The 25,053-nt window shown below is 70.9% G+C and carries 21 protein-coding genes, 1 tRNA gene and 1 pseudogene; 11 read left to right on the plus strand and 12 right to left on the minus strand.

Features of this window, described 5'->3' with window-relative positions:
• Positions 1-15: 15 nt before the first annotated feature.
• Positions 16-897: a pirin family protein gene (locus tag EOINJALH_RS05300; protein WP_088279277.1), complete on the minus strand. Its 882-nt coding sequence runs from the start codon at positions 895-897 to the stop codon at positions 16-18.
• 101 nt (positions 898-998) lie between these two features.
• On the opposite strand from EOINJALH_RS05300, the gene EOINJALH_RS05305 reads away from it, so the two are divergent.
• Entirely contained in the window at positions 999-1,943 is a 945-nt protein-coding gene (locus tag EOINJALH_RS05305) for a LysR family transcriptional regulator (RefSeq protein ID WP_199873163.1), read from the plus strand.
• A 49-nt stretch (positions 1,944-1,992) separates the two neighbouring features.
• Here EOINJALH_RS05305 and EOINJALH_RS05310 read toward each other — a convergent pair whose 3' ends face one another.
• The gene (locus tag EOINJALH_RS05310; protein ID WP_088279279.1) at positions 1,993-2,859 is read right to left on the minus strand and encodes a MipA/OmpV family protein; all 867 of its coding nucleotides are present in this window, start codon (positions 2,857-2,859) and stop codon (positions 1,993-1,995) included.
• Positions 2,860-2,973: 114 nt separating this feature from the next.
• Here EOINJALH_RS05310 and EOINJALH_RS05315 point away from each other — a divergent pair, with 114 nt between their 5' ends.
• The gene (locus EOINJALH_RS05315) at positions 2,974-3,936 is read left to right on the plus strand and encodes a hypothetical protein (protein ID WP_088279280.1); all 963 of its coding nucleotides are present in this window, start codon (positions 2,974-2,976) and stop codon (positions 3,934-3,936) included.
• Positions 3,937-4,069: 133 nt separating this feature from the next.
• Entirely contained in the window at positions 4,070-4,573 is a 504-nt protein-coding gene (locus tag EOINJALH_RS05320; protein ID WP_088279281.1) for an endonuclease V, read from the plus strand.
• A 141-nt stretch (positions 4,574-4,714) separates the two neighbouring features.
• Here EOINJALH_RS05320 and EOINJALH_RS05325 read toward each other — a convergent pair whose 3' ends face one another.
• The 4 genes and pseudogenes from EOINJALH_RS05325 to EOINJALH_RS05340 all read right to left on the minus strand — a co-directional run.
• On the minus strand, positions 4,715-5,575 hold the full coding sequence (locus tag EOINJALH_RS05325; protein WP_234413667.1) for a Crp/Fnr family transcriptional regulator: 861 nt from the start codon (positions 5,573-5,575) through the stop codon (positions 4,715-4,717).
• Between the two features lie 148 nt (positions 5,576-5,723).
• Complete coding sequence (locus EOINJALH_RS05330) at positions 5,724-6,044, minus strand: circadian clock KaiB family protein (RefSeq protein WP_088279282.1); 321 nt, start codon at positions 6,042-6,044, stop codon at positions 5,724-5,726.
• On the minus strand, positions 6,041-7,939 hold the full coding sequence (gene kaiC, locus EOINJALH_RS05335; protein WP_158219662.1) for a circadian clock protein KaiC: 1,899 nt from the start codon (positions 7,937-7,939) through the stop codon (positions 6,041-6,043). Before kaiC ends, EOINJALH_RS05330 begins: the two co-directional genes overlap by 4 nt.
• A 92-nt stretch (positions 7,940-8,031) precedes the next feature.
• A pseudogene (locus EOINJALH_RS05340) lies at positions 8,032-8,636 on the minus strand (LysR family transcriptional regulator); the annotation flags it as partial.
• Positions 8,637-8,692: 56 nt separating this feature from the next.
• Between EOINJALH_RS05340 and EOINJALH_RS05345 the strand changes: the two are divergent.
• The 8 genes from EOINJALH_RS05345 to EOINJALH_RS05380 all read left to right on the plus strand — a co-directional run bounded on the left by EOINJALH_RS05345 (position 8,693) and on the right by EOINJALH_RS05380 (position 16,436).
• Complete coding sequence (locus EOINJALH_RS05345; protein WP_234413668.1) at positions 8,693-9,157, plus strand: hypothetical protein; 465 nt, start codon at positions 8,693-8,695, stop codon at positions 9,155-9,157.
• A 226-nt stretch (positions 9,158-9,383) separates the two neighbouring features.
• A complete protein-coding gene (locus tag EOINJALH_RS05350; protein WP_088279284.1) occupies positions 9,384-10,469 on the plus strand; it encodes a calcium/sodium antiporter in 1,086 nt (361 codons plus the stop codon).
• 4 nt (positions 10,470-10,473) lie between these two features.
• Positions 10,474-13,323 carry a monovalent cation/H+ antiporter subunit A gene (locus tag EOINJALH_RS05355; RefSeq protein ID WP_088279285.1) on the plus strand — a complete coding sequence of 950 codons (2,850 nt, stop codon included), beginning with the start codon at positions 10,474-10,476 and terminating at the stop codon, positions 13,321-13,323.
• A 4-nt stretch (positions 13,324-13,327) separates the two neighbouring features.
• Positions 13,328-13,672, plus strand: a complete 345-nt coding sequence (locus tag EOINJALH_RS05360; protein ID WP_088279286.1) for a Na+/H+ antiporter subunit C — start codon at positions 13,328-13,330, stop codon at positions 13,670-13,672.
• The gene (locus tag EOINJALH_RS05365; protein ID WP_234413669.1) at positions 13,669-15,297 is read left to right on the plus strand and encodes a monovalent cation/H+ antiporter subunit D; all 1,629 of its coding nucleotides are present in this window, start codon (positions 13,669-13,671) and stop codon (positions 15,295-15,297) included. Before EOINJALH_RS05360 ends, EOINJALH_RS05365 begins: the two co-directional genes overlap by 4 nt.
• A gap of 5 nt (positions 15,298-15,302) precedes the next feature.
• Positions 15,303-15,797, plus strand: a complete 495-nt coding sequence (locus tag EOINJALH_RS05370; RefSeq protein ID WP_088279305.1) for a Na+/H+ antiporter subunit E — start codon at positions 15,303-15,305, stop codon at positions 15,795-15,797.
• On the plus strand, positions 15,797-16,066 hold the full coding sequence (locus EOINJALH_RS05375; RefSeq protein WP_088279287.1) for a K+/H+ antiporter subunit F: 270 nt from the start codon (positions 15,797-15,799) through the stop codon (positions 16,064-16,066). The genes EOINJALH_RS05370 and EOINJALH_RS05375 overlap by 1 nt, the downstream gene beginning before the upstream one ends.
• Positions 16,067-16,076: 10 nt before the next feature.
• Positions 16,077-16,436, plus strand: coding sequence for a Na+/H+ antiporter subunit G (locus EOINJALH_RS05380; RefSeq protein WP_088279288.1), 360 nt, complete (start codon positions 16,077-16,079; stop codon positions 16,434-16,436).
• Positions 16,437-16,491: 55 nt separating this feature from the next.
• Here the strand turns inward: EOINJALH_RS05380 and EOINJALH_RS05385 are convergent, their stop codons facing one another.
• The 6 genes from EOINJALH_RS05385 to EOINJALH_RS05410 all read right to left on the minus strand — a co-directional run bounded on the left by EOINJALH_RS05385 (position 16,492) and on the right by EOINJALH_RS05410 (position 25,022).
• Complete coding sequence (locus EOINJALH_RS05385) at positions 16,492-17,502, minus strand: TerC family protein (protein WP_088279289.1); 1,011 nt, start codon at positions 17,500-17,502, stop codon at positions 16,492-16,494.
• A 32-nt stretch (positions 17,503-17,534) separates the two neighbouring features.
• Entirely contained in the window at positions 17,535-17,951 is a 417-nt protein-coding gene (locus EOINJALH_RS05390; protein WP_088279290.1) for a hypothetical protein, read from the minus strand.
• A gap of 562 nt (positions 17,952-18,513) precedes the next feature.
• Complete coding sequence (locus EOINJALH_RS05395; protein WP_088279291.1) at positions 18,514-19,227, minus strand: phosphatase PAP2 family protein; 714 nt, start codon at positions 19,225-19,227, stop codon at positions 18,514-18,516.
• Between the two features lie 4 nt (positions 19,228-19,231).
• Positions 19,232-22,177, minus strand: a complete 2,946-nt coding sequence (locus EOINJALH_RS05400; protein ID WP_234413670.1) for a cation-translocating P-type ATPase — start codon at positions 22,175-22,177, stop codon at positions 19,232-19,234.
• 576 nt (positions 22,178-22,753) lie between these two features.
• Positions 22,754-22,829 (minus strand) — tRNA-Asn (locus tag EOINJALH_RS05405).
• Between the two features lie 36 nt (positions 22,830-22,865).
• Positions 22,866-25,022, minus strand: coding sequence for a TonB-dependent siderophore receptor (locus EOINJALH_RS05410; RefSeq protein WP_088279293.1), 2,157 nt, complete (start codon positions 25,020-25,022; stop codon positions 22,866-22,868).
• Positions 25,023-25,053 lie beyond the last annotated feature (31 nt).

The raw sequence follows: 25,053 nt of genomic DNA on the forward strand, positions 1-25,053 counted from the left end.
GGCTGGGCGGGTGGGTCAGGCGGCGGTTTCGCCCAGGCGGCCGTCGCGGAAATCGCTGAGCGCCTGGTAGATCTCCTGCTGCGTGTTCATCACGAAGGGGCCGTACTGGGCGATCGGCTCCTTCAGCGGCCGGCCGGCGATCAGCAGCACCCGGGCCTCGGCCCCGGCCTCGATGACCACGCCGTCGGTGCCGGCGTCGTTGGCCAGCAGGGCCATGCGCTGCACGGGCACGGCCTGCCCGGCGATGGTGACCGCACCGCGGTAAACGTAGACGAAGGCGTTGTGCCCGGCCGGCAGCGGCTGCTCGAAGCGCGAGCCGGCCCCCAGGTGCAGGTCGAGGTACAGCGGCTCGGTGGCCTCGCGCGTCACCGCGCCGTCCACGCCGTGGCTGCTGCCGGCGATCACGGTCACGGCCACGCCCTGCGGCGTGGTGAACTTCGGCAGGTCGGTGGCCTTGAAGTCGCGGTACCAGGGCGCGTTCATCTTGTCGCGACCGGGCAGGTTCAGCCACAGCTGAAAGCCTTCCATCACGCCTTCTTCCTGCTGCGGGATCTCGGAATGGATGACGCCGCGGCCGGCCGTCATCCACTGCACGCCGCCGTTCTCGAGCAGGCCCTCGTGGCCGGCGCTGTCGCGGTGGCGCATGCGGCCGGCGATCATGTAGGTCACCGTCTCGAAGCCGCGGTGCGGGTGGTCGGGGAAGCCGGCGATGTAGTCGTCGGGGTTGTCGCTGCCGAAGGCATCGAGCATCAGGAAGGGGTCGAGCCGGTGCTGCAGGTTCTGCGTCAGCACGCGGGTGAGCTTGACGCCGGCGCCGTCGGATGTGGCCTGGCCGGCGACCAGCCGCTCCACGCGGCGCGGGGTCTCGACCTGGGGGCGGGTGAGGGTGGTGGTCATGGGGCGGCCCTTTCGTGGCGGTGGCGGTTCATGGAGGCCTTGGGACGGCAAGGCGGTGAACGAACTCTAAGGGCGATCAATCAGCCTGGAAAGCCGCTGAGATGGATATCATTGTTGCCACGATGGAACAATCTGGCGCCGTGATCGACCCCAACGACCTGCTGATCTTTGCCCGCGTGGCCGAGCTGGGCAGCTTCAGCCGGGCCGCCGAGCGGCTGGGGCTGCCCAAGTCGACCGTGTCGCGACGGCTGGCCGCGCTGGAACAACGCGTCGGCGAGCGCCTGCTGCTGCGCACCACCCGGCGCCAGACGATCACCGAGTTCGGCCAGCAGATGCTGGAGCACGCGCGCCAGGTGGTGGCCGAGGTGGACGCGGTGGCCGCGCTCAGCGAATCGCGCCTGGCGGCCCCGGGCGGGCGCCTGCGCGTGTCGATGCCCAGCGACCTGGCCAACCTGCTGCTGGCCGAGGCACTGGCGGCGTTCGTCGCGATGCACCCTGCCATCGCGCTGGAGCTTGACCTGTCGCCACGGCGCGTGGACCTGCTGGGCGAAGGCGTCGACCTGGCCGTGCGCATGGGCGACCTGCCCGACGACGCGCTGCTGGCCGCGCGCCGGCTGACCGAGTTTCCCGCCGGCCTGTACGCGGCGCCCGACTACCTGGCCGAGCATGGCGAGCCGCAGGCGCCCGACGACCTGGCCCGCCACCTGGCGGTGCGCCAGTTGCGCGGCAATGGCGAGCTGACCCCCTGGACCCTGCTGCTCGGCGAGCAGCGCTGGCAGGGCGTGCCACCGGGCCGCGCCGCGGCCAATTCACCCGAGTTGCTGATCCGCCTGGCGCGCGCCGGCGCTGGCATCGCTGCCGTGCCCGATCACTTCGCCTCGGCCGATGTGCGCCAGGGCCGGCTGCGCCGCGTGCTGCCCGCCTGGTGCCTGCCCCGCGTCACGGCCTGGGCGGTGTTCCCGGGGCGCAAGCTGATGCCGGCGCGCACGCGCGTGTTCATCGACATGCTGGTCGTGGCCCTGGGGGGCAGCGACCCCGGCGCCTGAGCCTGCGCGCGCCGCAGCCCGGCGTCGGCGCGCGTGCCGACCCGCGCGCTCAATCGGCGGCAGAGGCCCCGCTGCGCCACGGCGTCCAGACCACGCCGGCCCCGACGGACAACTGGCTGCGCTCGCGCAGCAGCGGGCTGTCGGTGTTGGCCGCGCCGTGCAGCGACATGCCCCGCGCGGCGACGAACCACGACAGGTCGCGGCTCATGCGGTGGCTCAGCGTGGCGCCCACCTCCGTGCCCAGGTAGCCGGCGCGGGCGCGGTAGGCGGGGCGTTGGGCCGTCGCTTCGGACGGGTCCACTTGGTAGAAGGTGCGGTGCAGTGCCCGGCTGGCCCAGGTGGGTTGCACCGACACGCTCAGCGTGGCGGGCGTGCCTGCCACCCCGGGCAGGCGCCAACGCACCTCGGGGTCGATGCTGAAGCCTCGCGAGTCGATGCGCTTCATGTCGGTGGACATCATGGCGCGCAGCTTGAGGTGCAACGTCGGGCCGCTGCCCTGCGACTGCAGGCCCTTGTAGACCCACTGCGGCCCGAGGCCGAACAGGTAGTCGATGGGCGGCATGCCGTCGCGCGCGGCGTTGTCCTTGGCGTTGAAGCCGCCGGTGGCGCTGAAGTCGAATTCCCAGTTAGGGCTGTCGAGCACGCGGCCGCGGATGCCGCCCTGGTCGATGCGCAGCACCGGGCCGCGGTAGATGAACATCGGCAGCACGATGCCGCGGGTGCGCGAGCGGTCGGCGCCGGGGTAGTCGGGCACGTGCCCGACGCCGGCGGCGATGCCGGCTTCCCAGCGCGGCGCACCGCTGCCGTCGGCCGCCTGGGCGATGCCGCAGGACAGCACGGCCCCCAGCAGCCCTCCGATCATCCGCGTCATGCGACGCGCCCTGCCCACCTGGCCCACCACCGTGCATCGTTTCATGGCGCCGAATATCCGCGATCTGGGCAGACCGGCCCTTGCGAACGGCCAATGTCCCCCCCATCTGACCGGGCATGGATGGGCCCGAACCGGGCCACGAGACCGGATCGGGCCGCGATGCACGCCAACACTGTCGAATCGAGGGCTCCCCGGCGACCAGGCCCGCGTCGCACACCGCTCGGCCGGGCAGCCCTGCGGGCCACCCTGCTGGCGCTGCTGGCGCTGTTGGGCCCTGGCGTTGCGGCCCGCGCGGCGGTGCCGGCTCCGGCACCGGCCTCCGCAGCCGCCCTGCACGCCAAGCGCGCCGAACTGCAGCCGCAGTTGCGTGCCAACACGTTCGGCGAGCCGCTGGTGCTGCGCTCTCGCGAGTTGCCGGATCGGCTCGAGGGCGACGTGTACGCCGAGGTGGCCCACCCCATGGCCGCGGTGAGCGCGAGCGTCCGCAACGCGGCCGCCATCTGCGAGATCTTGTTCCTGCACCTGAACATCCGCTCGTGCGCGCCGGCGGCGGACGCGGACGGCGGGGGCGTGTCGCTGCTGGCCGGCCCCAAGCGCGCCACCGGGCCCGGCGCGCAGTACCACATGGACTACGCCGTTCACCACGAGGTGGCCGACGCGTCGCACCTGCGCGTCACGTTGAGCGCCGCGCAAGGCCCGATGTCGACCACCGACTACCGCCTGGTCTTCGAGGCGGTGCCGATCGACGAGGGCCACACCTTCGTGCACTTCGGCTATGCCTATGGCGTGGGCACGCTGGCGCGCATGGCGATGGGCATGTACCTGGCCACCGCGGGCCGCGACAAGATCGGCTTCACCGTCGAAGGCGTCGATGCCAGCGGCCGGCCGAAGTACGTGCGCGGCGAACGCGCCGCCGTGGAGCGCAACGTGATGCGCTACTACCTGGCGCTGCAGGCCCACCGCAGCGTGACCACCGGCTCGCGCGACGAGCGACTGCAGGCCCGCCTGCGCGCCTGGTTTGCCCTGACCGAGCGCCACAAGGCGCAACTGCACGAGTACGACCTGGCCGACTACCTGCGAGAGAAGGGCGACGACCTGGCGCGCGCAGCGGCCGCCCGGTGACCGCCCCCGCGTGCCCGGCCCGGCCGCGGCCCATCGCCTGCGGCTCGGCCATGGCGCGCCCCACGGTGCGTTCGCCAGCGCCGGGGCCACAATGCCCCCTGCGGGGTGACGGGCTCGCCGCACGAGGTGTCCGATGAAACTGGCGGTGGTCGTTCAACGCGACGGCGAGGGGGCGGTGGCCGCCGCCGTGGCCTTCGATGAATGGAACGCGCCCGAACCCTCGCGCACGGTCGTGGCCCGCATGGCGCAGGTCGAGAAGGCCGCCCGCGGGGCGCTCGACGTGCTGGTGCTGCCCTGTCTGCTGCAGTTGCTGCGCGAGCACGCGCTGGCGCCCGAGGTGATCGTGCTCGACGGCCTGGTGCACCTCGACGCCGCCGAGACGCCCGCGATCGGCTGGCACCTGCATCGCGCACTCGAGGGCCGCGTGCCGGTCATCGGCGTGTCGAAGGCGTCGATGCCCGACCTGCCCGCGCAGTTCAAGGTGCACCGCGAAGACGACGCGCCGCCGCTGGTCGTCACCTGCCTGGGCATCGACCTGGGCGCGGCGAAGGCCCGTGTGCGCGCGATGCACGGTCGTCGGCGCGTGCCGACGCTGCTGAAGCGGCTGGCCCGGGCGGTGAAGGACGGCGCGGGGTGACGCGTTGAGTCGCGCGCTTCGATGGGGTGGTCGAACGGTGGAGGCTGTCCTCCACGGCGACACCACGCCTACCCTCCAAACGGCGCGAACACCGTGCCGGGCATCCCGCGCCGCGGGCGAGCCGAGCGGGCCTGCGGAGGTTCAATCGTCCTTGCCGAGCGGGGCGCGGTGCACCTGTGTCGCGCCTGCACGCGCTCGCCCGGGTGCGTGGGCCTGTGCCTGCTGCGCCATCCCGCCCGGTCGCCGTGCCGCGTCGGCGGGATCGATGGGCCGATAGCAGTGGCATGCCACCGACTCGAGCCCCTTGCGGTCCAGGATCGACAGCCTGCCCCGGCTGTAGCCGATGAGGCCGAGTGAGCGCAGTGCGACGCAGGCCGACGTGACCGAGACGCGCCGCACGTTGAGGTCGGCGGCCAGATGCCCTTGCGTCAGGAGCATCTCCTGCGACGCGGCGCGATCGCCGATCATCAGCAGCCAGCAGGCCAGGCGCTGCTCGAAGCGGTGCGAGGCGATGCAGGCGGCGGTTTGTCGTGCCAGGTTCAACTCGACCTGCGCATGGCGGTACAGCAGTTGCTGCAGTGGCAGGCCACGCTGGAATTCCGTCGAGAAGCGCGCGGCCGACATGCGCAAGGCGGTCCCGGCGATCTGCACCACGGCGCGGGCCACCGAAGCGCCGACGCCCATTGCCAGCGGCATGCCCACCATGCCCTCACGACCCACCAGGCCGGTCGCGACCGTCTGCGGGCCGTCGACCTCCGTCAACAGGCAGACGACGCAATCGACCGGGAAGTAGACATGCCGGATCGGTGCGCCGGCTTCATGCAGCACGTCGCCCGCGGCCAGCGTGACCGGCTCGAGCGCGGACAACAGCCGCCGATGCTCTGCGCGGGGCAAGGCGGCGAGCAGGCGGTTCTGTTCTGGCGCCTCGAGCGTTGCCCTGAGATCGGCGGCGTCGGCGCGTCGGGCCCGTTCGCGCAGCGCACGCCGTGCCGCGGGGAACACGATGACGTTGGCACTGCGGTAGTCGATGACGGCGTCGATCTCGCCGGCCTCGATCGCCTGCCGCTCGGAGGCGCCCATCGGCAGTTGGCGCAGCACCCGCTGCAAGGCGGCAGACGCCCGCCCTGCCTGGGTGCCGGCCATGCCGCGCTCAGTGCCCATGGGGCTTCAACCCGAGCGCCAGCAGCACGCGCGCCTTGTCGCTGAGGTTGCCCACGACCTGCGCCGCGGGCAGCGGCGACAGCTTGGCCAGGCTGGGCGTGACGAGCACGCCCTCGGCCATCGCACGCCGTGGGTTGTCGAGGACGTCGACCACCTCCAGACGGTGGCCATCCTTCAGGTACTCGGCGCAGATGGCCTCGAGGTTGGCGATGGCCTGCACCGAGTTCGGTGCTCCGCCAGCGACATACAGCCGCAGCACGACCACTGTCGTGAACGACTCGGGCGATGCCTTGACTGTGCGCCGTGTCATTTTTCGGCTCCGTTGGTGTGCTTCCTGGCCAATGCCCGCGTGGGGTCTGCGCCGCGCCGCTTGCGCAACTCGACCTCCCGCAGGTGGGAGGAAGCCTGGTGGATGTCGTCCTCGCCGGAGTTCAGGGCCAGGGCGGCGCGCTGCCTTTCCAGGTCGAGCTGCAGCGCCTTGATCTGCGCACTGGTGTGGGCTTCGGCGAACTGAAGCTCCCGGCGCTTGTGATCGAACTCAGCGCGGTGCCGGGCCTGCTTGGTCAGTTCTTCGGCTTCCTTCTCCCAGCGCAGGGTGCCCATCAACACCTCGCCGCCGGCGGTGTAGACGTCGGACAGCGAGGGGCCGGCACCGCTGAGGATGAGTTCGCGGACCTGGTTGGAGTGCGCAGTGCCGCGCGACTTGACGATGGTGAGGGCGCGGTTGCGCTCGCCGCCCCGCACCAGGTAGGACAGGTGGATCCACGTGTCCGCGACGGTCGAGACCTGCAGGTCCGTGGCTTCGCCCCCTGGTCCTTCGGTCTCGCTGAGCGCTGTCACCATCAAGGTGATGTCCTCGTCCTTGACCCGATAGATCAGCCGGTTGGCCACCGCGCGTGCCGCGCCCAGCGCGCCCGACTTGGCAATGGCCGTCAACGGGTCGATCACCAGGCACAGCGGCCGATGGTCGCGGATGAGCGCACTGAACCTCAGCAGGTGCTCTTCCGCGCTGATGCCTTCGGTGCGGGCCGAGTGCATCCGCAGCAGGCCGGACTTGACGTGCGGCTTCAGGGCGATGCCGACGGACGACAGATTGCGCATGATCTGATCGGCGCTCTCGTCGAAGCTGACGAACAGCGAGCGCTCGCCGCGCTGGCAGGCGGCCTCGATGAACTTTCCGGCCAGGGTGGTCTTGGACGTGCCCGGCACCCCGGTGATCAGCGTGCTGCTGCCCCGGAACACGCCGCCGCCGAGCATGGCGTCGAGTCGCTCGAAGCCCGCGCTGAGCCGCTGCGTCGATGCCTTGTGCCCGATGTCCGGCGCCTTGGTGGCACCCACCTCGATGCCAGACGGCCCGAAGCTCAGCGGCACTTCGGCGGCCGCATGGCCCGACCCGCGGTACTTCGTGATCTGGAGGGTCTGCACCGAGACGCGGTCTTCCTGGTGCCGATCGAGCCGCACCACGCAATCGACCATGAACTGCAGGAACCCGTGGTTCGGTGCCTGTCCGAAGCTGCTCTCGGTCTTGGCTGTCAGGATGGCCGTCAGCCCGCTGGTGGCGAGCCAGTCCCGCAGCCGATAAAGCTCGCGCATTTCGGCCGCCGGATCCTGCAGCAGGGTCAGCAGCACGTCGATGCCGTCGAACACGATCCATTGCGCGCCCACTTCCTGCTGCTTGGCGGCGAGCATGGCGAGCATGCCGACCAGATCGAAGTCCCCGGCCTTGACCAAGGTGGGCGACAGGTGGGCGTCCATGATGAACAGCTGCCTGGGCACGAGGCGGGACAGGCCCCAATCGAAGGTGTTGCCGTTGGCGATGATCTGGCTGGGGCTTTCCTCGAACGCGACGAGGATCCCGGGCGCGCGGTGCTGGCGCGCCGCGTTGACGAGACATTGCAGCGCCAGCACGGTCTTGCCTGCCCCGGGGCCGCCGATGAGCAGGCTGGTGCGGTGCTGCGGCAATCCGCCGTGGCTCAGGTGGTCGAACCCTTCGATGCCGGTGGGCAGCTTGGCCAACGCGAGCGGGGGCGTTCTGCGGGTGCCGATGGGGGGTCTCCGGTTCGGGGTGGTTCTGGCGAAGTGGCGTTGGCAATGCCCGCATGCGGCACGCGCCTGTCGCCATCTTGGGACGAGGTGTACCAAAGCCACCGGCCCTTGTATGTGCGATAGCGCACCAAAGGTGCTCGGCGGGCCCGTGCCCGCCACGACGCCGGACCTTGCCACCGGGGTGCCTGGAACTGCCGGGCCGGGGCCGCCCGTGCCCGCGCCGAGCGCGCCCCTCGGCGGTACGGCGAGGCCGCCGCGGCCGCCACGATCGGCCGCACCAGCGGGTGGTTCTGGCCTCGCCGGGACCGGATGGCGTGGATCTCCTCCTTCACGCCGTCGGTGCGGCCGAGCAGGCGCAGGCCGCGCACCAGTGGTCCAGCGTCGAGCGCAGGTTCGGATTGCGCGGGGCGGCCTGCCCGGCCAGGATCAGGTCGAGGTGGTGCAGCGCCAGTTCGGCGAGCAACTGCTCGAACTCCCCTTCATGGCAGACCAGCCGCAGGTTCGGCGTGGCCAGCACCGGCGCCAGCAGCGCGTGGGCTGCCAGCTTGGAGATGCCGTCGGACAGCCCGACCGCCAGCCTCGCCACCTTGCCGCTGGCCGCCTCGCGCACCTCGTCGGCCACGCACTGGCCCAGCTGGAAGATCTCGTCGGCCCGCGCGAACGCGGCCTGGCCCGCCTCGGTGAGGGCCACGCCGCGGCCCGTGGCCTTGAGCAGTTGATGGCCCAGCGACTTCTCCAGCTCGCGCACCTGTGCGCTGGTGGTGTTCACGGCCCTGTCCAGCCGCTCGGCGGCGCGGGCAAAGCCACCTTCCTTGGTGACGACCCAGAAGCAGTGCAGGTGGCGGTAGTTCAGCATGCGGCCTCCAGTTCGGAAAAGCCGAATGCTTTGGGAGATTGAAGGTGGTTTCTTCGATGAGTGAACGTCCCCACACTGTCGGGCAGTTCATCGTCACCGGAGAATCCATCATGCTTTATGCCATCAGCTGGTTCGTCATCGTCCTGCTCCTCGCGGCCTGGTCGCTGACGGCCTGGGCGCTGCATGCCGCTGCCGTCTGGACGCTGTCCAGCGCCGGCGCCTTGTCGGGCGCCGCGTCGGGCGTCGCGGGTCTTCGGCTGCCGGAATGGTTGGCGCCCTGGGTGCCGGCCGAGGTGGTGCAGTCGTTGTCCGCGCTGCTCTCGGGCCTGGGCCCTATGGTGGAGAGCCTGCTCCAGGCGGCACCGGCGCTGGCCGGCGGCCTGACGTGGGCCAGCTGGGCCGTCTGGGGCATCGGCGGGGTGCTGTTCGTGGTGCTCGGCGCGGCGCTGCACCTGCTCATCGCCCTGTGGCGTCGTGGTGGCGGCCCGGATTCGCGGCCGCCCCGCGCCATGGCCGCATGACGGCGCGGCCGCCCGGACTTCGGTTCGGCGCGGCAGCGTCTGCGCGTCCGGGCCGGGGTCCATGTCTCGGCCCGTTCGACCTCCGTCGGCCCGCCCGTGGCCGACGCCCCTGCGCCAGCGCCCGACGCCCCTGCGCCAGCGCCCGACGTCGTGGCGCGGCCACCCACCCCAAGCGCGGGCTGCCCGGCCTGCGACAGACCGCCTTTTGTGGATAGAGTGCTCGATCATGAACCTGCTCATGTTTGTCGGGGGCCTGGCCCTGCTGGTGATCGGTGCCAATGTGCTGGTTCGCGGTGCGTCCCGGCTGGCCTTGTCGTTCGGCATCAGCCCGCTGGTCGTCGGCCTGACGATCGTGGCCTTCGGTACCAGCGCGCCCGAAGTGGCGGTGAGCGTGGGTGCCGTGTTCGACGGCAAGGCCGACCTGGCCATCGGCAACGTGGTGGGCAGCAACATCTTCAACGTGCTGTTCATCCTGGGCATCAGCGCCTTGATCGCACCGCTGGTGGTCAACATCCAGCTGATCCGCCAGGAGGTGCCGATCATGCTGGGCGCCAGCCTGCTGCTGCTGGCGCTGGGCCTGGATGGCCGGCTGTCGATGGCCGACGGCGGCCTGCTGTTCGCCCTGCTGGGCGCCTACACCGTGTTCCTGGTGGTGCAGTCGCGCCGCGAGACGCAGGCGGCCAAGGACGAGTTTGCCGCCGAGGTGCAGCCCGGCCCTGCGGGTGCCTGGGACAGCCATTGGGCGGCGCAGCTCGGTCTCATTGCGGTCGGCCTGGCCGCGCTGGTGTTCGGCTCCGACTTCCTGGTGCAGGCCTCGGTGAACTTCGCCAAGGCCATGGGCGTGAGCGACCTCGTCATCGGCCTGACCATCGTCGCCGCCGGCACCAGCATGCCCGAGGTGGCCACCAGCATCGCGGCAGCGCTCAAGGGCGAACGCGACATCGCGGTGGGCAACGTGGTGGGCAGCAACACCTTCAACATCCTCGGCTGCCTGGGGCTGTCGGGGCTGGTGTCGGGTGACATGGGCCTGCAGATGGCGCCGTCGTTGCTGGCCTTCGACATCTGGGTGATGCTGGCGGTGGCCCTGGCCTGCCTGCCGGTGTTCGTGACGGGCCGCGAGATCGCGCGCTGGGAAGGTGGCGTCTTCCTCGGCTACTACGTCGCCTACGTGACCTACCTGATCCTGGCGGCGCAGCAGCACGACGCGCTGCAGGCCTTCTCGGGCGTGATGTTGGGCTTCGTCGTGCCGCTGACCGTGGTGACGCTGGTGGTGGTGATGATCCGCCGTCCGGTGGCCGCCGGCGAGGCCTGAGCCGATGCGCCTGTTCGCCCTCGCGCTGCTGCCCTGGCTGGGCGCGGCCCTGGTCGGCAGCCTGCCGGCCGCGGCCCGCCGGGCCCAGGCCCTGGCGGCCGGCGCGGTGGCGATGGGGGTGACGGCGCTGGCGCTGCTGGCGGCGCCGGCCGTGTTCGATGGCCAGGTGCTGCGGGCCAGCGTGCCGTGGCTGCCGGCGCTGGGGATGGACCTGGGCTTCCGCCTGGACGGCCTGGCCTGGCTGTTCGTGCTGCTCATCGGCGGCATCGGCGCGCTGGTGGTGCTGTATGCGGCCTGGTACCTGGATCCCGACGATCCGCACAGCCCCAGCGGCCGCTTCTTTGTCTTCCTGCTGCTGTTCATGGGGGCCATGCTCGGCGTGGTGCTGGCCGACAACCTGGTGCTGCTGGTGCTGTTCTGGGAGCTGACCAGCCTGGCCAGCTTCCTGCTCATCGGCTACTGGCACGGCCGCGACGACGTCGGCCGCGACGCGCGCGAAGGCGCCCGCATGGCGCTGGCCATCACCGGTGCCGGCGGCCTGTGCCTGCTGGCCGGCGTGCTGCTGCTGGGGCACATCGTCGGCAGCGTCCAGCTCGACGATGTGCTTGCCTCGGGCGATCTCATCCGTGCCCATCCGCTGTACGTCGTGGCGCTGGTGCTGGTGCTGCTGGGGGCCTTCACCAAGAGCGCGCAGTTCCCGTTCCATTTTTGGCTGCCGCACGCCATGGCCGCGCCCACGCCGGTGTCGGCCTACCTGCACTCGGCCACGATGGTGAAGTGCGGCGTGTTCCTGCTGGCGCGGCTGTACCCGGCACTGGGCGGCAGCGAGCCCTGGTTCTGGATCGTCACCAGCGTGGGGCTGTCCACGATGCTGCTGGGGGCCTACATCGCGATCTTCCAGCACGACCTGAAGGGCCTGCTGGCCTACAGCACGATCAGCCACCTGGGCCTGATCACGCTGCTGTTCGGCCTGTCGGAGCCGCTGGCGGTGGTGGCCGGCGTGTTCCACATCCTCAACCACGCCATCTTCAAGGCCGGCCTGTTCATGAGTGCCGGCATCATCGACCACGAATGCGGCACACGCGACATGCGGCGCATCAACGGCCTCATGAAGCCGATGCCCTTCACCGCCACCCTGGGCATCGTGGCCGCACTCAGCATGGCCGGCGTGCCGCTGCTCAACGGCTTCCTCAGCAAGGAGATGTTCTTCGCCGAGGCGCTGGCCAAGGACTCGCACGGGGCGATGGAGTGGCTGCTGCCGGCCGGCGCCACGCTGGCCGGTGCCCTGAGCGTGGCCTACTCGCTGCGCTTCATCCACGACACCTTCTTCAACGGCGAGCCGGTGGGCCTGCCCAAGGTTCCGCACGAGGCGCCGTTCTTCATGCGCCTGCCGGTGCTGCTGCTGGTGCTGCTGTGCCTGGCGGTGGGCCTGGCCCCGGCGCTGGTGGCCGGGCCGCTGCTGGCCGTGGCGGCGCAGGCGGCCCTGCACGGCGCGCCCGGGCCTGCGCTGCCGGCTTATCACCTGGCCGTCTGGCACGGCTTCAACGGTGCCCTGCTGATGAGCGCCATCGCCGTGGTGGCCGGCGTGGCCCTGTATGCGGCCTTGCACCGCGGCCTGGACCTGCACCGCGTGACGCAACTGCCCGGCGCGCTGGTGGCCAGTGGCCGGGATCTGTTCGCGCGGCTGCAATCCGCCGGCGTGGGGGCTGCCGGCACGCTGGTGGGCGCATTGCAGAACGGCCGGCTGCAGGGCTACCTGCTGCTGCTGGTGCTGATGGCGCTGGCCGCCGGTGCCGCGCCCTTCGTGTTGTCCTGGGGGCCGTCGGCAGCGCCCGCGGCACTGCATGTCCAGGGCCTGAATCCACTCGCGCTGGCGCTGGGCCTGCTGGGCAGCGCCGCCGCGCTGGGCACCGCGCTGCTGCATCGGCAGCGCGTGGTGGCGGTGGTGCTGATGGGTGGTGCGGGGCTGGTGGTGTGCCTGGTGTTCGTGGGCCTGTCGGCCCCCGACCTGGCACTGACGCAGTTGCTGGTGGAAGTGGTGAGCGTGGTGCTGCTGATGCTGGCGCTGAAGTGGCTGCCCGACGAGAGCCCGGCGGAGCACCGCACGCCGTGGCCCGCCGCACGCGATGCCGTGCTGGCGCTGGTGGTGGGCCTGGGCGTGGCCGCGCTGGTGTGGATGGTGCTGACGCGGCCGGGCCAGAGCGTCAGCGACTTCTTCTTCGCCACCACCCTGCCGCAGGGCGGCGGCGCCAACACCGTCAACGTGATCATCGTCGACTACCGCGGCTTCGACACCCTGGGCGAGATCACCGTGCTGGTCATCGCTGCGTTGACGCTGCATGCGCTGCTGGCCGGCTGGGCGCCGCCCGCGGCGCCGGTGCCGGTGACGGCCGGCCAGGCGCACCCGCTGATGCTGCAGCGCGTGGCCCGGCTGGTGCTGCCTTTCGTCGTGCTGATCTCGGTGTTCCTGTACCTGCGCGGCCACAACCTGCCGGGCGGCGGCTTCATCGCCGGCCTGGTGCTGGCCATCGGCCTGGTGCTGATGCAGGTGGCGCATGGCCAGGCCTGGGTGCGCGACCGCAGCCCGCTGCTGGGGGGCGATTTCCGCGCCTGGCTCGGCTGGGGCCTGGGGCTGGCCGCCGCCACCGGGCTGGCCAGCTGGCTGTTCGCGGCGCCCTTCCTCACCACCACCTACGATTACCCCTGGCTGCCCGGCATCGGTGGCGTGCCGCTGGCCAGCGCCTCGGCCTTCGACCTGGGCGTGTACCTGGTGGTGGTGGGGGCGACGATGGCCATGCTGCTGGCCATCGCCCGCCTGTCGATGCCGTCGCCCGTGCGGCCGATGCCGGAGTGACCCGATGCTGCTGCTGCTCTGCCTGTTCATCGGCACGCTGGCCGGCTGCGGCACCTGGCTGCTGCTGCGTGCACGCACCTTCGACGCCATCCTCGGCCTCACGCTGCTCAGCTATGCCGTCAACCTGTTCATCTTCGCGATGGGCCGGGTCAAGGTGAACGCGGAGCCCATCGTCGAGCCGGGCGTGGCCGCCACGCTGGCCACCCATGCCGACCCGCTGCCGCAGGCCCTGGTGCTGACGGCCATCGTCATCAGCTTCGCGATGACCGCGCTGCTGCTGGGCATCGCGCTGCGCGCCCGTGGCGACACCGGCAGCGACCACGTCGACGGCGAGGAGCCGCCGCGATGACGGCTGCCGTGATGACGGCCGCCGTGCCATTGCCGCCCATCGCGTCGCTGCTGCCGGGCGGGCATGAGATCGTGCTGCCGATCGTGCTGCCGCTGGTGGCCGGCGCGCTGCTGCTGCTGCTGGAGCAGCGCGCCTCGCGCTGGGTACCGGTGCTGTCGGCCGCCGCGGTGGCCGGCCTGGTGGCGCTGGCCATGCAACTGGTGGCGCAGGCCGACCACGGCGCCGTGCAGCCTTACCTGGTGGGCAACTGGGCGGCGCCCTACGGCATCACGCTGGCGCTGGACCGGCTCTCGGCCCTGATGCTGCTCGTCACCGCCCTGGTGGCCGCCGCGGCGCTGACCTTCGCGCTGGCGGGCGACGACCGCCGGCACGAGACCCCATCGCGCCACTTCCATGCGCTGTTCCAGTTCCAGTTGATGGGCCTGAACGGCGCCTTCCTGACGGCCGACCTGTTCAACCTGTTCGTGTTCTTCGAGGTGCTGCTGGCCGCCAGCTACGGCCTGCTGCTGCACGGCGCCGGGCGCCAGCGCCTGAAGGCGGGCGTGCACTACGTGGTGTTCAACCTGGCGGGCTCGGCGCTGTTCCTGGTGGCGGTGAGCCTGCTGTATGCCGTGGCGGGCACGCTGAACATGGCCGACCTGGCCAACAAGCTGCCGCTGCTGGCCGCAGAGAACCAGCGCCTGGCCCAGGCGGCCCTGCTGATGCTGCTGGTGGTGTTCGCGGTGAAGGCGGCGCTGCTGCCGCTGTACTTCTGGCTGCCCGACACCTATGCCAGTGCCAGCGCGCCGACCGCGGCCCTGTTCGCGGTGCTGACGAAGGTGGGCGTGTACGCCATCGTGCGGGCGACGACGTTGTTCGTGCCCGCCGGCCTGGTCACCGGTGAGTCGCCCCTGCTGACAGCGCTGGCGCTGGCCACCCTGGTGCTGGCGGCGCTCGGCACCTTGGCGGCGGCGCACCTGCGCACCCTGGTGGCCTACCTGGTGGTGGCCTCGGCCGGCACGCTGCTGCTGGCCGTGGGCCTGGGCAGCGAGCGCGGCCTGGCCGCGGGCCTGTTCTACCTGGTGCCCAGCACGCTGGTGGCCTGCGCCTGGTTCCTGCTGGCCGACCGCATCGCTGCGGCGCGAGGCGGCACCGACCTGCTGCTGCCGGGTCTGCGGCCGGCGGCCTGGGCGCCCTTGGGCACCGGTTTCTTCATCGCCGCGGTGGCCGTGGCCGGGGTGCCGCCGCTGGCCGCCTTCATGGGCAAGGCGCTGCTGCTGCAGGCGGCCGGCAACACGCCCTGGGCCGGCGAAGTGGTGGCTGGCGTGCTGGCGTCGAGCCTGATGGTGATGGTGGCACTGGCGCGCGCGGGCAGCGCGCTGTTCTGGGAAAGTGGCGGCGCGCCACCGCCCGGCGTGCCGGACAGGGTGACGCGGCCGGGCCTGGCGCAGGCCGCCACCGGCGGCGCGCTGGCGATGGTGGTGCTGTGCGCGGTGGCCGCCGGCCCGATCGCGGCCTACACCGCCGCCACTGCCGCGCAGCTGTTCGCGCGCCAGGGCTATGTGCAGGCCGTGCTCGGCGCCCGCCCGGTGCCGGCGGCGATCGACGTGCGGCGCGAAATGCGCGAGCGCGGGGTTTCGAAGTGAGCGCCGTGCGCCGCCTGCTGCCATCGCCGATCTCCAGCGTGGCGCTGCTGATCGCCTGGCTGATGCTCAACGAATCGGCCTCGGCCGGCCAGTGGCTGCTGGGCGCGCTGCTGGCGCTGGTGATCCCGTGGCTGCTGGCCCCGCTGCGGCCCGAGCGTTCGCCGATTCGCTCGTGGACCGCGCTGGCCCGGCTGGTCGGCGTGGTGCTGTGGGACATCGTGCGCAGCAACGTCGACGTGGCGCGCCGCGTGCTCGGCCGCGACGCCGCCATCCAGCCACGCTTCGTGTGGGTGCCGATCGACCTGACAGACCCGCTGGCCATCGTGCTGCTGGCCGGCATCGTCACCACCACGCCGGGCACGATATCGGCTGAACTGAGCGACGACCACCGCTGGCTGCTGGTGCATGCGCTGCATGCGCCGGACGATGCGGCCGCCGAGGCGATCGTCGCCGACATCAAGGCGCGCTACGAGGCGCCGCTCTCGGAGGTGTTCGGATGATGCTGGCCACTGTGCTGCCCTGGGTCGTGGGGGCGTTGACGCTGGCGCTGGCCCTGGCGGCCTGGCGCCTGCTGCGCGGCCCCGACCTGCCCGACCGGATCCTGGCGCTGGACACGCTCTACATCAATGCGCTGGCGCTGCTGGTGGCGCTGGGCCTGAGCTTCGGCCACAAGCACTACTTCGAGGTGGCCCTGCTGATCGGCCTGCTGGGCTTCATCGGCACGGTGGTGCTGGCCAAGTACCTGCTGCGCGGCGACATCACCGAATGAGGGCCCACCGATGACGCAAGAGCTTCCCCTGTGGGCCGATGCACTGGCCTCCGTGCTGCTGGTGGTGGGCGCTGCCTTCGCCCTGGTCGGGGCCATCGGCCTGGCGCGGCTGTCGGACTTCTTCAAGCGCCTGCACGGTCCGAGCAAGGCCACCACCTTGGGGGTCGGCTGCGTGCTGCTGGCGTCGGCGCTGGTGGCCGCGCTGACCGGCAAGCCCAGCTTGCACGAGGGGCTGATCACCGTGTTCCTGTTCCTCACGGCGCCGGTGTCGGCCCACCTGCTGGTGCAGCTGGCCCTGAAGCTGACGCCCGGCCTGCGCCCTGCCAGGCCCGACGAGCAACGCACGCGCGCCGACCCACCCCCCGGCTGAGTGCGCCGGACGGCGCAGGGGTCGACTCACGACCACCGTGCCGGGCGGCAGGTTCCTAGGCACGCTCTTCCTGCTTCTTGGAACCGAACGGATAGGCGCCGCCAGAGGTGCCCTTGGGCGGGATCTTGAGCGACAGGATCATCGTCACGGCCAGCGTGACCGCGGTGAAGCCGAGCGAGAACGCCACGGGAATCTTGTAGACGTCGATCAGCAGCATCTTGGCGCCGATGAACACCAGAACGATGGCCAGACCGTAGCTGAGCAGGTGGAACCGCTCGTGCATGTTGGCCAGCAGGAAGTACATCGCGCGCAGCCCGAGGATCGCGAACACGTTGGAGGTGAGCACGATGAAGGGGTCGGTGGTGATGGCGAAGATGGCCGGGATCGAGTCGACCGCGAACACGATGTCGACGATGCCGATGAGCAGGATCACCACCAGCAGCGGCGTGGCCATCTTGACGCCGCCCACCAGGGTGAAGAACTTCTCGCCGTCGTAGTTTGGCGCGATCTTGAAGCGGCCGCGGATCCACTTGAGGGCGGGGTTGTTGTCCAGATCCGGCTCCTGGCCGGCGGCCCACCACATCTTGATCCCGGTGAACAGCAGGAAGGCGCCGAACACGTACAGGATCCAGTGGAACTGCGCGATCAGCCAGGCACCCACCAGGATCATCGCCGCGCGCAGCACCAGCGCGCCCAGGATGCCGATCATGAGCACGCGCTTCTGGAATTCCGCCGGCACCGCGAAGTAGGTGAACAGCATCAGGAACACGAAGATGTTGTCGACCGCCAGCGCCTTCTCGATCAGGTAGCCCGTCAGGAATTCCAGCGACTTGGCATTGGCCAGCGAGCGTGCTCCTTCGTCCGTGCCGGTGCCACCGAGGTGCCACCACATCCAGCCCATGAAGACGAAGGACACGCCGACCCAGACGAGCGACCAGATGGCGGCTTCACGGGTGCTGACGCGGTGAGCCCCCTGCTTGCTCATGGCGAAGAAGTCGACCAGCAGCGCCACCAGCACGAACGCCGCGAACAGAGACCACATGAGTGGAGAACCAATGGATTGCATGACCGCCTTTGAAGTGAGTTGCAGTGATTCAGTCAGTGTCGGGACGACGAGCGAAACGTCTCGTACTCCAGGCCCCAGTGCTCGGCGGCAGCGACGAGCACGAGCGACTCGCCTTCGTCGATGCGGTCATCGACCTCGGCCAGTTCCACGCACAGGCGCAGCAGCTTCAGCCGCAGCGGGGGGTCTTGCACCTCGCCCATCAGGTCGGCCAGGGTTCGCTCGTCCACTGGGCAGGCGTCGGCCCACTTCAGCTGGTGGCTCGACAGCAGGTCTTCGCAGAAGGTGTCGAGCAGCGCGTGCAGTTCCTGCCGCGCCAGACCCAGTTGCTCGTGCACGGACAGGCGGTCGAGCCACTCGATCTCGACGTCGCCGATGTCGCCGTCGGCGACCACGGTGAGGGCGACGATGCGGGCTGCGGCCTGCGGGCTGTTCGTGGGATAGCGGCGCATGATGGGGCTCCTCGAGGGCTGTCGGCGCGCGATTCATGCCGTCGAGTCCTGCGGTCGGTCGGGTCGGCTGTCGTGATCGACGGCGCGTTGCCGCATGCGGCGGGCGTCGTGGATCTCGTTCGAATGGCGAATGGCAGTATTCGAATCGCTGGGCCGGCCTGCAAGAAGCAGTCTTTCGAGAACGAACACATCGGAAAAACCTGAATGTGGGTCGAGGCTTCGGCCCCGGACTCGGCCCCGGACTCGGCCCCGGACTCGGCCTTTTGGCGGCTGAGACCGGCTCGAACGGCTGCACGCGAGCCGCCCGCGCACGTCATCCACAGCCGCATCACCCCATGCCCGACGCCCGAACCGCGAATGCCGTCCGCCTGGACTTCAGGACCTGCCCGGTGCAGCCGGCGAAGAGGCCGATCTCGAGGGCATGGCCGTCGCAGACGGCTCGATCTGGGTGCCCCGCTCGCCTGGCCTGAAGCGCCAGAACGCCAGGCCGGTGCGCCATCGAGCCGTCGGGCTCGGCGTCACCTTGCGCACCGTCGGCCCGACCCGGCCGGGGACCCCGGTGCTACGGCTGCGCCTGGCCGTGCGGAGGGGTGTCGGCCTTGCCGCCTACCACCGCGGTGCGCGCGAGCAGCAGCCAGACCAGCGCCCAGCCGAACCCGTAGGCCCATCCTGCCAACACGTCGGTTGCCCAGTGCACGCCCAGCGCGACGCGGCTCAGCCCGACCAGCAGGGTCATGAACGCGGCCACCGACAGGATGTACGTGCGTTCGATCCCGCGGCTGCGGGTGCTGGCCAGCAGCGTGCCCAGCGTCAGGAAGACGATGGCCGACATGCCGGCGTGCCCACTGGGAAAGCTCATGCCCGGCGTCACGATTTCCGCGAAGGCGGCGCTCGGTCGCAGCCGGGCGAAGCCCTCCTTCAGCAGGCCGATGCCCAACGCGCCCATGACGACGGCGACGGCGACCAGCCCCGCCATCCTGCGGGCCGACGTCAGGGCCAGGTAGCCGACGGTGATGGTCGTGCACAGCGTCATGACGACCGTGCTGCCAAGTCCGCTGAGATCGCGCAGGATCGAGGCTGCCCAGGGATGGCCGCCGCGCAGCGACTGCATGGCGCGCACGATGAACATGTCGAAGGCTCGCGTTTCGCCTTCTGCCATCTCGTTGCCGAGCTGCACGAAGACCCACGCCGAGAGCGCGGCCGCCAGCCCGACCAGCAAGCTCTGGGACAGCGACCAAACCCGGTGTCGCCGGCTCGCCGCCGTCAGGACTTGCATGCACTCATGGGCCGGTCGGTGCGGGCGCCTGCCGGGCTCGGCGTCGGCGCAAGAGCTTTCGCCCTTCGCTGAACCAGAGCACCCCGCTGGCCATTGCCACGCACACGCCCCACTGGCCCGCCGACAGCGGCACGGTGCCGAAGGCGAGGTTGAGGAAGGGCAGGTGCACGACGGCCCCTTGCAGGGCAGCCGACAGCGCCACCGCCGCCCACAGCCAGCGGTTCGAGAAGGCCGCGTGGAACGCCGATGCGCTTGCCGATCGGGCGTTGAAGCAGTTGAACAGCTGCGTCAGCACCAGCACCGTGAAGGCGGCGGTGCGGGCCAACTCCAGGCTGTGCGGGCCGGCGCCCAGCCAGCGGTCCACGGGTTCGATCAGCCCGCCGGGCAGGAACAAGTCCAGCGTCAGCAGGGTCAGCACCGCCATCACGACGCCGACCTCTAGCACGCCCAGCCCCATGCGCGCGTCGACGATGCGTTGGCTTCGCGGGCGCGGCTTGCGGGCCATGACGTCGTCGGCGATCGGGTCCACCCCCATGGCCAGCGCGGGCCCGGTGTCGGTGATCAGGTTGATCCACAGGATCTGCGTGGCCAGCAGCGGCAGCACCACCGCACCGCCCGATCCGGTGGCCGTGGCCTTCAGGCCGATGACGCCGGCCCCCACCACGCCGGCGAACACCGTCAGCACCTCGGCCAGGTTCGACGACAGCAGGTAGCGCAGGAACTTGCGGATGTTGTCGAGCACGCCACGTCCCTCGCGCACGGCCAGCACGATGGTGGCGAAGTGGTCGTCGGCCAGGATCATGCGGGCCGCTTCCTTGGTCACCTCGGTGCCGGCCACGCCCATCGCCACGCCGATGTCGGCGGCCTTCAGCGCGGGGGCATCGTTGACGCCGTCGCCCGTCATCGCCACCACGTGGCCGCTGCCCTGCAGTGCGCGCACGATGCGCAGCTTGTGCCGGGGCGCCACGCGGGCGAACACCGAGGTCTGCTGCGCGGCGGCGGCAAAGGCGGCGTCGTCGCCGAGCTTGTCGAGCTCGAGACCCGTGAGCACCGGCGACCCAGCACTGGCCTCGGTGATGGCGATGCCGAGATCGGCCGCGATGCGCACCGCGGTGCGCGGGTGGTCGCCGGTGATCATGATCACGCGGATGCCGGCCTGGCGGGCCTGGGCGATGGCCACGGCGGCCTCTTCGCGCGGCGGGTCGATGAGGCCCACGGTGCCGAGGTACTCCAGCCCTCGCTCGAGCCCGGCCGCCGCAGAGGCATCGGCGGGTATGCGTGCGCCAGGCGGCAGCGTGCGGCGCGCCACGGCCAGCGTGCGCAGCGCGTCGTCGGTCATGGCCGCCACGCCGGCCACCACCTGCGAATGCATGGCGGCATCCAGCGCCACCGTGGCCTCGCCCCGCCGGGCGTGGGTGCAATGGGCCAGCAGCACATCGGGCGCGCCCTTGGTCAGCAGCACGTGCGCGTCGCCGTCCGCATGGTCCACCACGAGCACCGACATCATCTTGCGCTGCGAGGTGAAGGGGATCTCGCCGATGCGCTCGAAGCGGTCCTTCCACTCGGGCGTCGGCTGGCCTGCGGCCGCCTTGCCCAGCGTGCCGAGCTTGCGTTCGGCGACCAGGAACGCGGCTTCGGTGGGGTCGCCCTGGATGCCCCAGGTTCCGCTGTCGTCCTGTTGCAGCTGGGCGTTGCCGGCCAGGCTGCCGCCCTGCAACACCGCCTGCAACTCCAGCTGCAGCGGGCCTGCGGCGAGTGCGGCGCCCGCCGTCTCGGCACGCCCCTCGGGCGCATACCCCACGCCGGTGAGGTCGCTGCGGCCCGAGGCGGTCATCACCCGCTGCACCGTCATCTCGCCGCGCGTCAGCGTGCCGGTCTTGTCCGACGCGATGACCGAGGCCGAGCCGAGCGTCTCCACCGAGGCCAGCTTCTTGACGATGGCGTGGTGGTGCGCCATGCGGCGCACGCCCATCGCCAGCACCACCGACAGGATCGCCGGCAGGCCCTCGGGCACGGCGGCCACGGCCAGCGAGACCCCCAGCAGCAGCACCGTGACGACATCGGCCACGCCCTGGATGTCCGAGGTGAGCAGGATGGTGGCCACGACGACCGCGGCGATCAGCAGCGCCGCGATGCCCAGCACCTTGCCCAGGTGCGCAACCTCCCGCTGCAGCGGTGTCGGCGCGTCGGGCGTGGTGTCCAGCAGCGTGGCGATGCCGCCCATCTCGGTGTGCATGCCGGTGGCGGTGACGATGGCGTGCCCTGTGCCCTGTGCGACGGCCGTGCCCTTGAAGACCATGTTCAGCCGGTCGCCCAGCGCCGCAGGCCCGGACAGCTGTGCCGCGTCCTTCAGCACCGCCTCGCTCTCGCCTGTCAAAGGGGCCTCCAGCAGCTTCAACGCAGCGGCCTGCACCAGGCGCGCATCGGCGCCCACGGCGTCGCCTTCGGCGAGCACCAACAGGTCGCCCACGACCAGTTCGGCGCTGGGCACGCGGGCCAAGGCGCCGTCGCGCAGCACGGCCGAGGTGGCGGTGGTCATCTTCGCCAGCGCTGCCACCGCCTGCGCCGCCTTGGCCTCCTGCAACCAGCCCAGCACGGCGTTCAGCACCACCACGCAGACGATGACGATGGCATCCAGCGGCCAGCCCGCCACGCCCGGTTGGCCCCGGCCTTCGAACCACCAGGCGGCCAGGGCCACGGCCGCGGCGGCACCCAGCAGGTAGACCAAGGGGTCCTGCAACTGCGCCAGCGCACGGCGCCAGGCGCGCACCGGGGGCAGCGCCCGCAGTTCGTTGGGGCCGTCGGTCTGCAGCCGCCTGGCTGCTTCGTCAGCGCTCAGGCCACGATCCAGATCGGTGTCGAGCGAAAGGGCCAGGTCGGTGGCGTCGATCAGCGACGGATCGCCCGGCAGCGTGGCTTGCCGCGCGTCCACAGGTGCGTTGGCGTGCACTATGTGGCCGCGGCCGGTGCGGCCTGGGTGCCGTCGCCGGTGCGGTCTTGCCGCAGGGCACCACCGGTGGCGAGACCTTGCCGATCGTTCGCCAGTCGACGCATGGTGTTCTGACCTTGACGGGGTTGAGGCCCTCCACGATGCGCGTCCGGTGCCGCCCGGTCTGTGCGATGGAGAACGGTGGGAGGTTCCTCACCGACGCCGCGTTGCGCCCCATTGGTGGCCTCCGGGCTGGCGAGGTGCGGTCGCAGCAAGTGCTTGCGTCCGGGCGGCTGACGCCGACACGCGCACACAGCGTCCCAGGCGCGTGCCTGTGGACGTGGAAAACACTGGACTGGACAAGACGAGCCCTTGCGGTAGAGGCTCGATGTGTCGTCTCCGGGTTCAGCCATCGCTGTCCCGCGGGTTGATGTTCGTCCGACTTGGAGCGACTTTGGGTGTCGCGGGGCGTCGGGCCGCAGCATCGGCTCCAGGGCGGTTTCTGACAGCTCTACTGACAAGCCGCCTGCTGACCCCGGAATAGAACAAGGCCTCAGCGGTTCGCACCGCTGAGGCCTTGATTTCACACGCTGTTTTTGGCTCCCCGACCTGGGCTCGAACCAGGGACCTACGGATTAACAGTCCGGCGCTCTACCAACTGAGCTATCGGGGAATAGCCTCGCAGTATAGCACTGAGATTTCCGTCGCCTCAAAGATCCATCTGCGCCGAGACGTGCAGACTGCGCGGCTGCAGCGGGTAGAGGTAGGCATGGCCGAACTGGAAGGGGGCTTCCTTCCAGGCGCGGGCGTTGGCGACGTTGTCGATGCCGGCACGCCAGACCACCTGGCGCGAGCCCAGGCGTTGGGCGTAGCGCAGGGCCAGGTCGAGTCGGGTCCAGCCTGGGGTGTCCAGGCTGTTGTCGGGCAGCACCATGCGCCGGCCCTCGTGCGTGACGAAGCCCAGCAAGGCCAGGCCCGGCACATAAGCCACGTTGTACGCGGCCTGCACCTTCAGGCTGGAGGCCGGCACGTTGGTGGGGCGCAGCCCGTTGATCGCGGCATCCGCGGCGCCTTCGCGGCGTGCCTTCAGTGCCATCGCGCTGCCGCGCAGGTTCCAGGCGCCGGCACGCCATTCGACCTCGGCCTCGATGCCGCGGTGGCGTGCGCTGCCGTCGATGGCGCGCACACAGCCGTCTGCTCCGCTGTCGCAGGGGCCCAGGTCCGACCAGGTCGGGCGGCGGATGTCGAAGGCCGCCACGGTCCAGTCGAGCAGGGCGGTGCGGTGCTTGTAGCCAAACTCGATCTGTCGGCTCTGCAGCGCCGGCAGCGCTTCGCCGGCATTGGCGTAACGCGATCGGTTCGGGGCCACCTCGGTCTCCACGCCGCGGCCCCAGCTGGCGTAGGCCATGCCGTTCGGGCCGACCGCGTGGCTCAGCGCCAGCCATGGCGTCGTGAACGACTGCTCATAGGCGATGGGCCGCGAGCCATCGGTGCGCTCGCTGCGGCGGTCCAGACGCGAGTGGCGCAGGCCGATCCAGGCGCTCATTTCAGGTGTCAGCACGACGAGATCCTGCAGGCGCAGCTCGGTGCTCTTTTCGTCGCGGTCGGTGTTCTCGTCGGTCAGCGACGGGTCCGCCGGCGTGACGACCAGTGCGCCGATGCGGCCGGTGCCCACGTAGTTGAAGGCCTGGCGGTTGAAGCGGGCCTCGTGGCGGCTGAACAGCAGGCCGGCCGTGAACTGGTGGGCCAGTCCCAGGGCCAGGGCGCGGCCGGACAGCGCCACGTCCAGCGCGTCGGTGGTGCGGCGTTCGCCCTCGCTGCGGAAGTCGTAAAGGTCGAACGTGCCGTCGCTGCAGTAACGGTCGAAGCGCTCCTCGGCGCTGCAGCCGGACGGGAAGGCGATGCGGTCGTCGCTGTCCAGGCGCTGGCGCATCGCGTGCAGGCTGAGTTGCAGATCCTTGCCCAGGGTCTGTGTCAGTCGCAACGACCCGGTGCGGCCGGCCATCACCACCGGCAGGCGCCACGGCTGCTGGTTGAGGTTGGTGCGTGGGTCGCTGGCGCCGGCGTCGGGCACTCGGTCACCCAGCACGCTGAACCCCGGCGTGCTGGGTTGCACCTGTCGGCTGGATTCGATCTCGGCCTCCACCAGCAGCCCCGGCGTCACCTGGGCGTCGACGGCCAGTGCCAGCAGGCGGCTGTGACCGCGGCTGGCGTCGGTGGGCGGCTGCAGGTGGTCGTAGGCGGCGTTCAGGCGCCAGCCGAAGGCGCCCGATCGGTCGCCCAGGTCGATGGCGGCGCCGAGGCTGGCGTCGTCGGCCCAGCCGAGCGTGAGCTGGCGGACGGTGCCGGTGGGGCGCTTGACGACCAGGTTGACCAGGCCGCCGGGCGAGCTGACGCCGGCCTGCAGGCCACTGGTGCCCTTGAGCACCTCGAGCGACTGCTTGTTGGCTTGCGGCAGCACGGTCTCGGCATTGATGGGCAGGCCGTCGCGGCGGTAGTTGCTGCGGTTCTCGAGCGTGAAGCCGCGCACCGCCAGCTGACCCCAGTAGCCCGGGGCGTTGTAGGCGTCGGTGATGCCGGCGTCCAGCCGGGTGATGTCGGCCAGTCCGCCGATGCCGGCATCGGCCAGTTGGCGGGTGGTGATGACGCTGGCCGAGAACGGCGAGCGCGACACCGGGATGTCGCCGAAGCCGGCGACGCTGGCAGCGTTGGCGCTGTTGCGACCGCTGATGGTGACGGTCTGCACGGCGTCCTGCGCGCAGACCGGGGCGGTGAGGCCGGATCCCAGGCAGGCGGCGAGGGTCGCCAGGGCCAGCCGATGCGGGCGCATTCGGCGTCGGAACTGAAAAGTGGTGTGGGTTGCCATCGTGTGTCCAGGTTGGCGATGGCAGGTCGGC

The organism is Ideonella sp. A 288, from assembly GCF_002198735.1.
Taxonomy (GTDB): Bacteria; Pseudomonadota; Gammaproteobacteria; order Burkholderiales; family Burkholderiaceae_C; genus Pseudaquabacterium.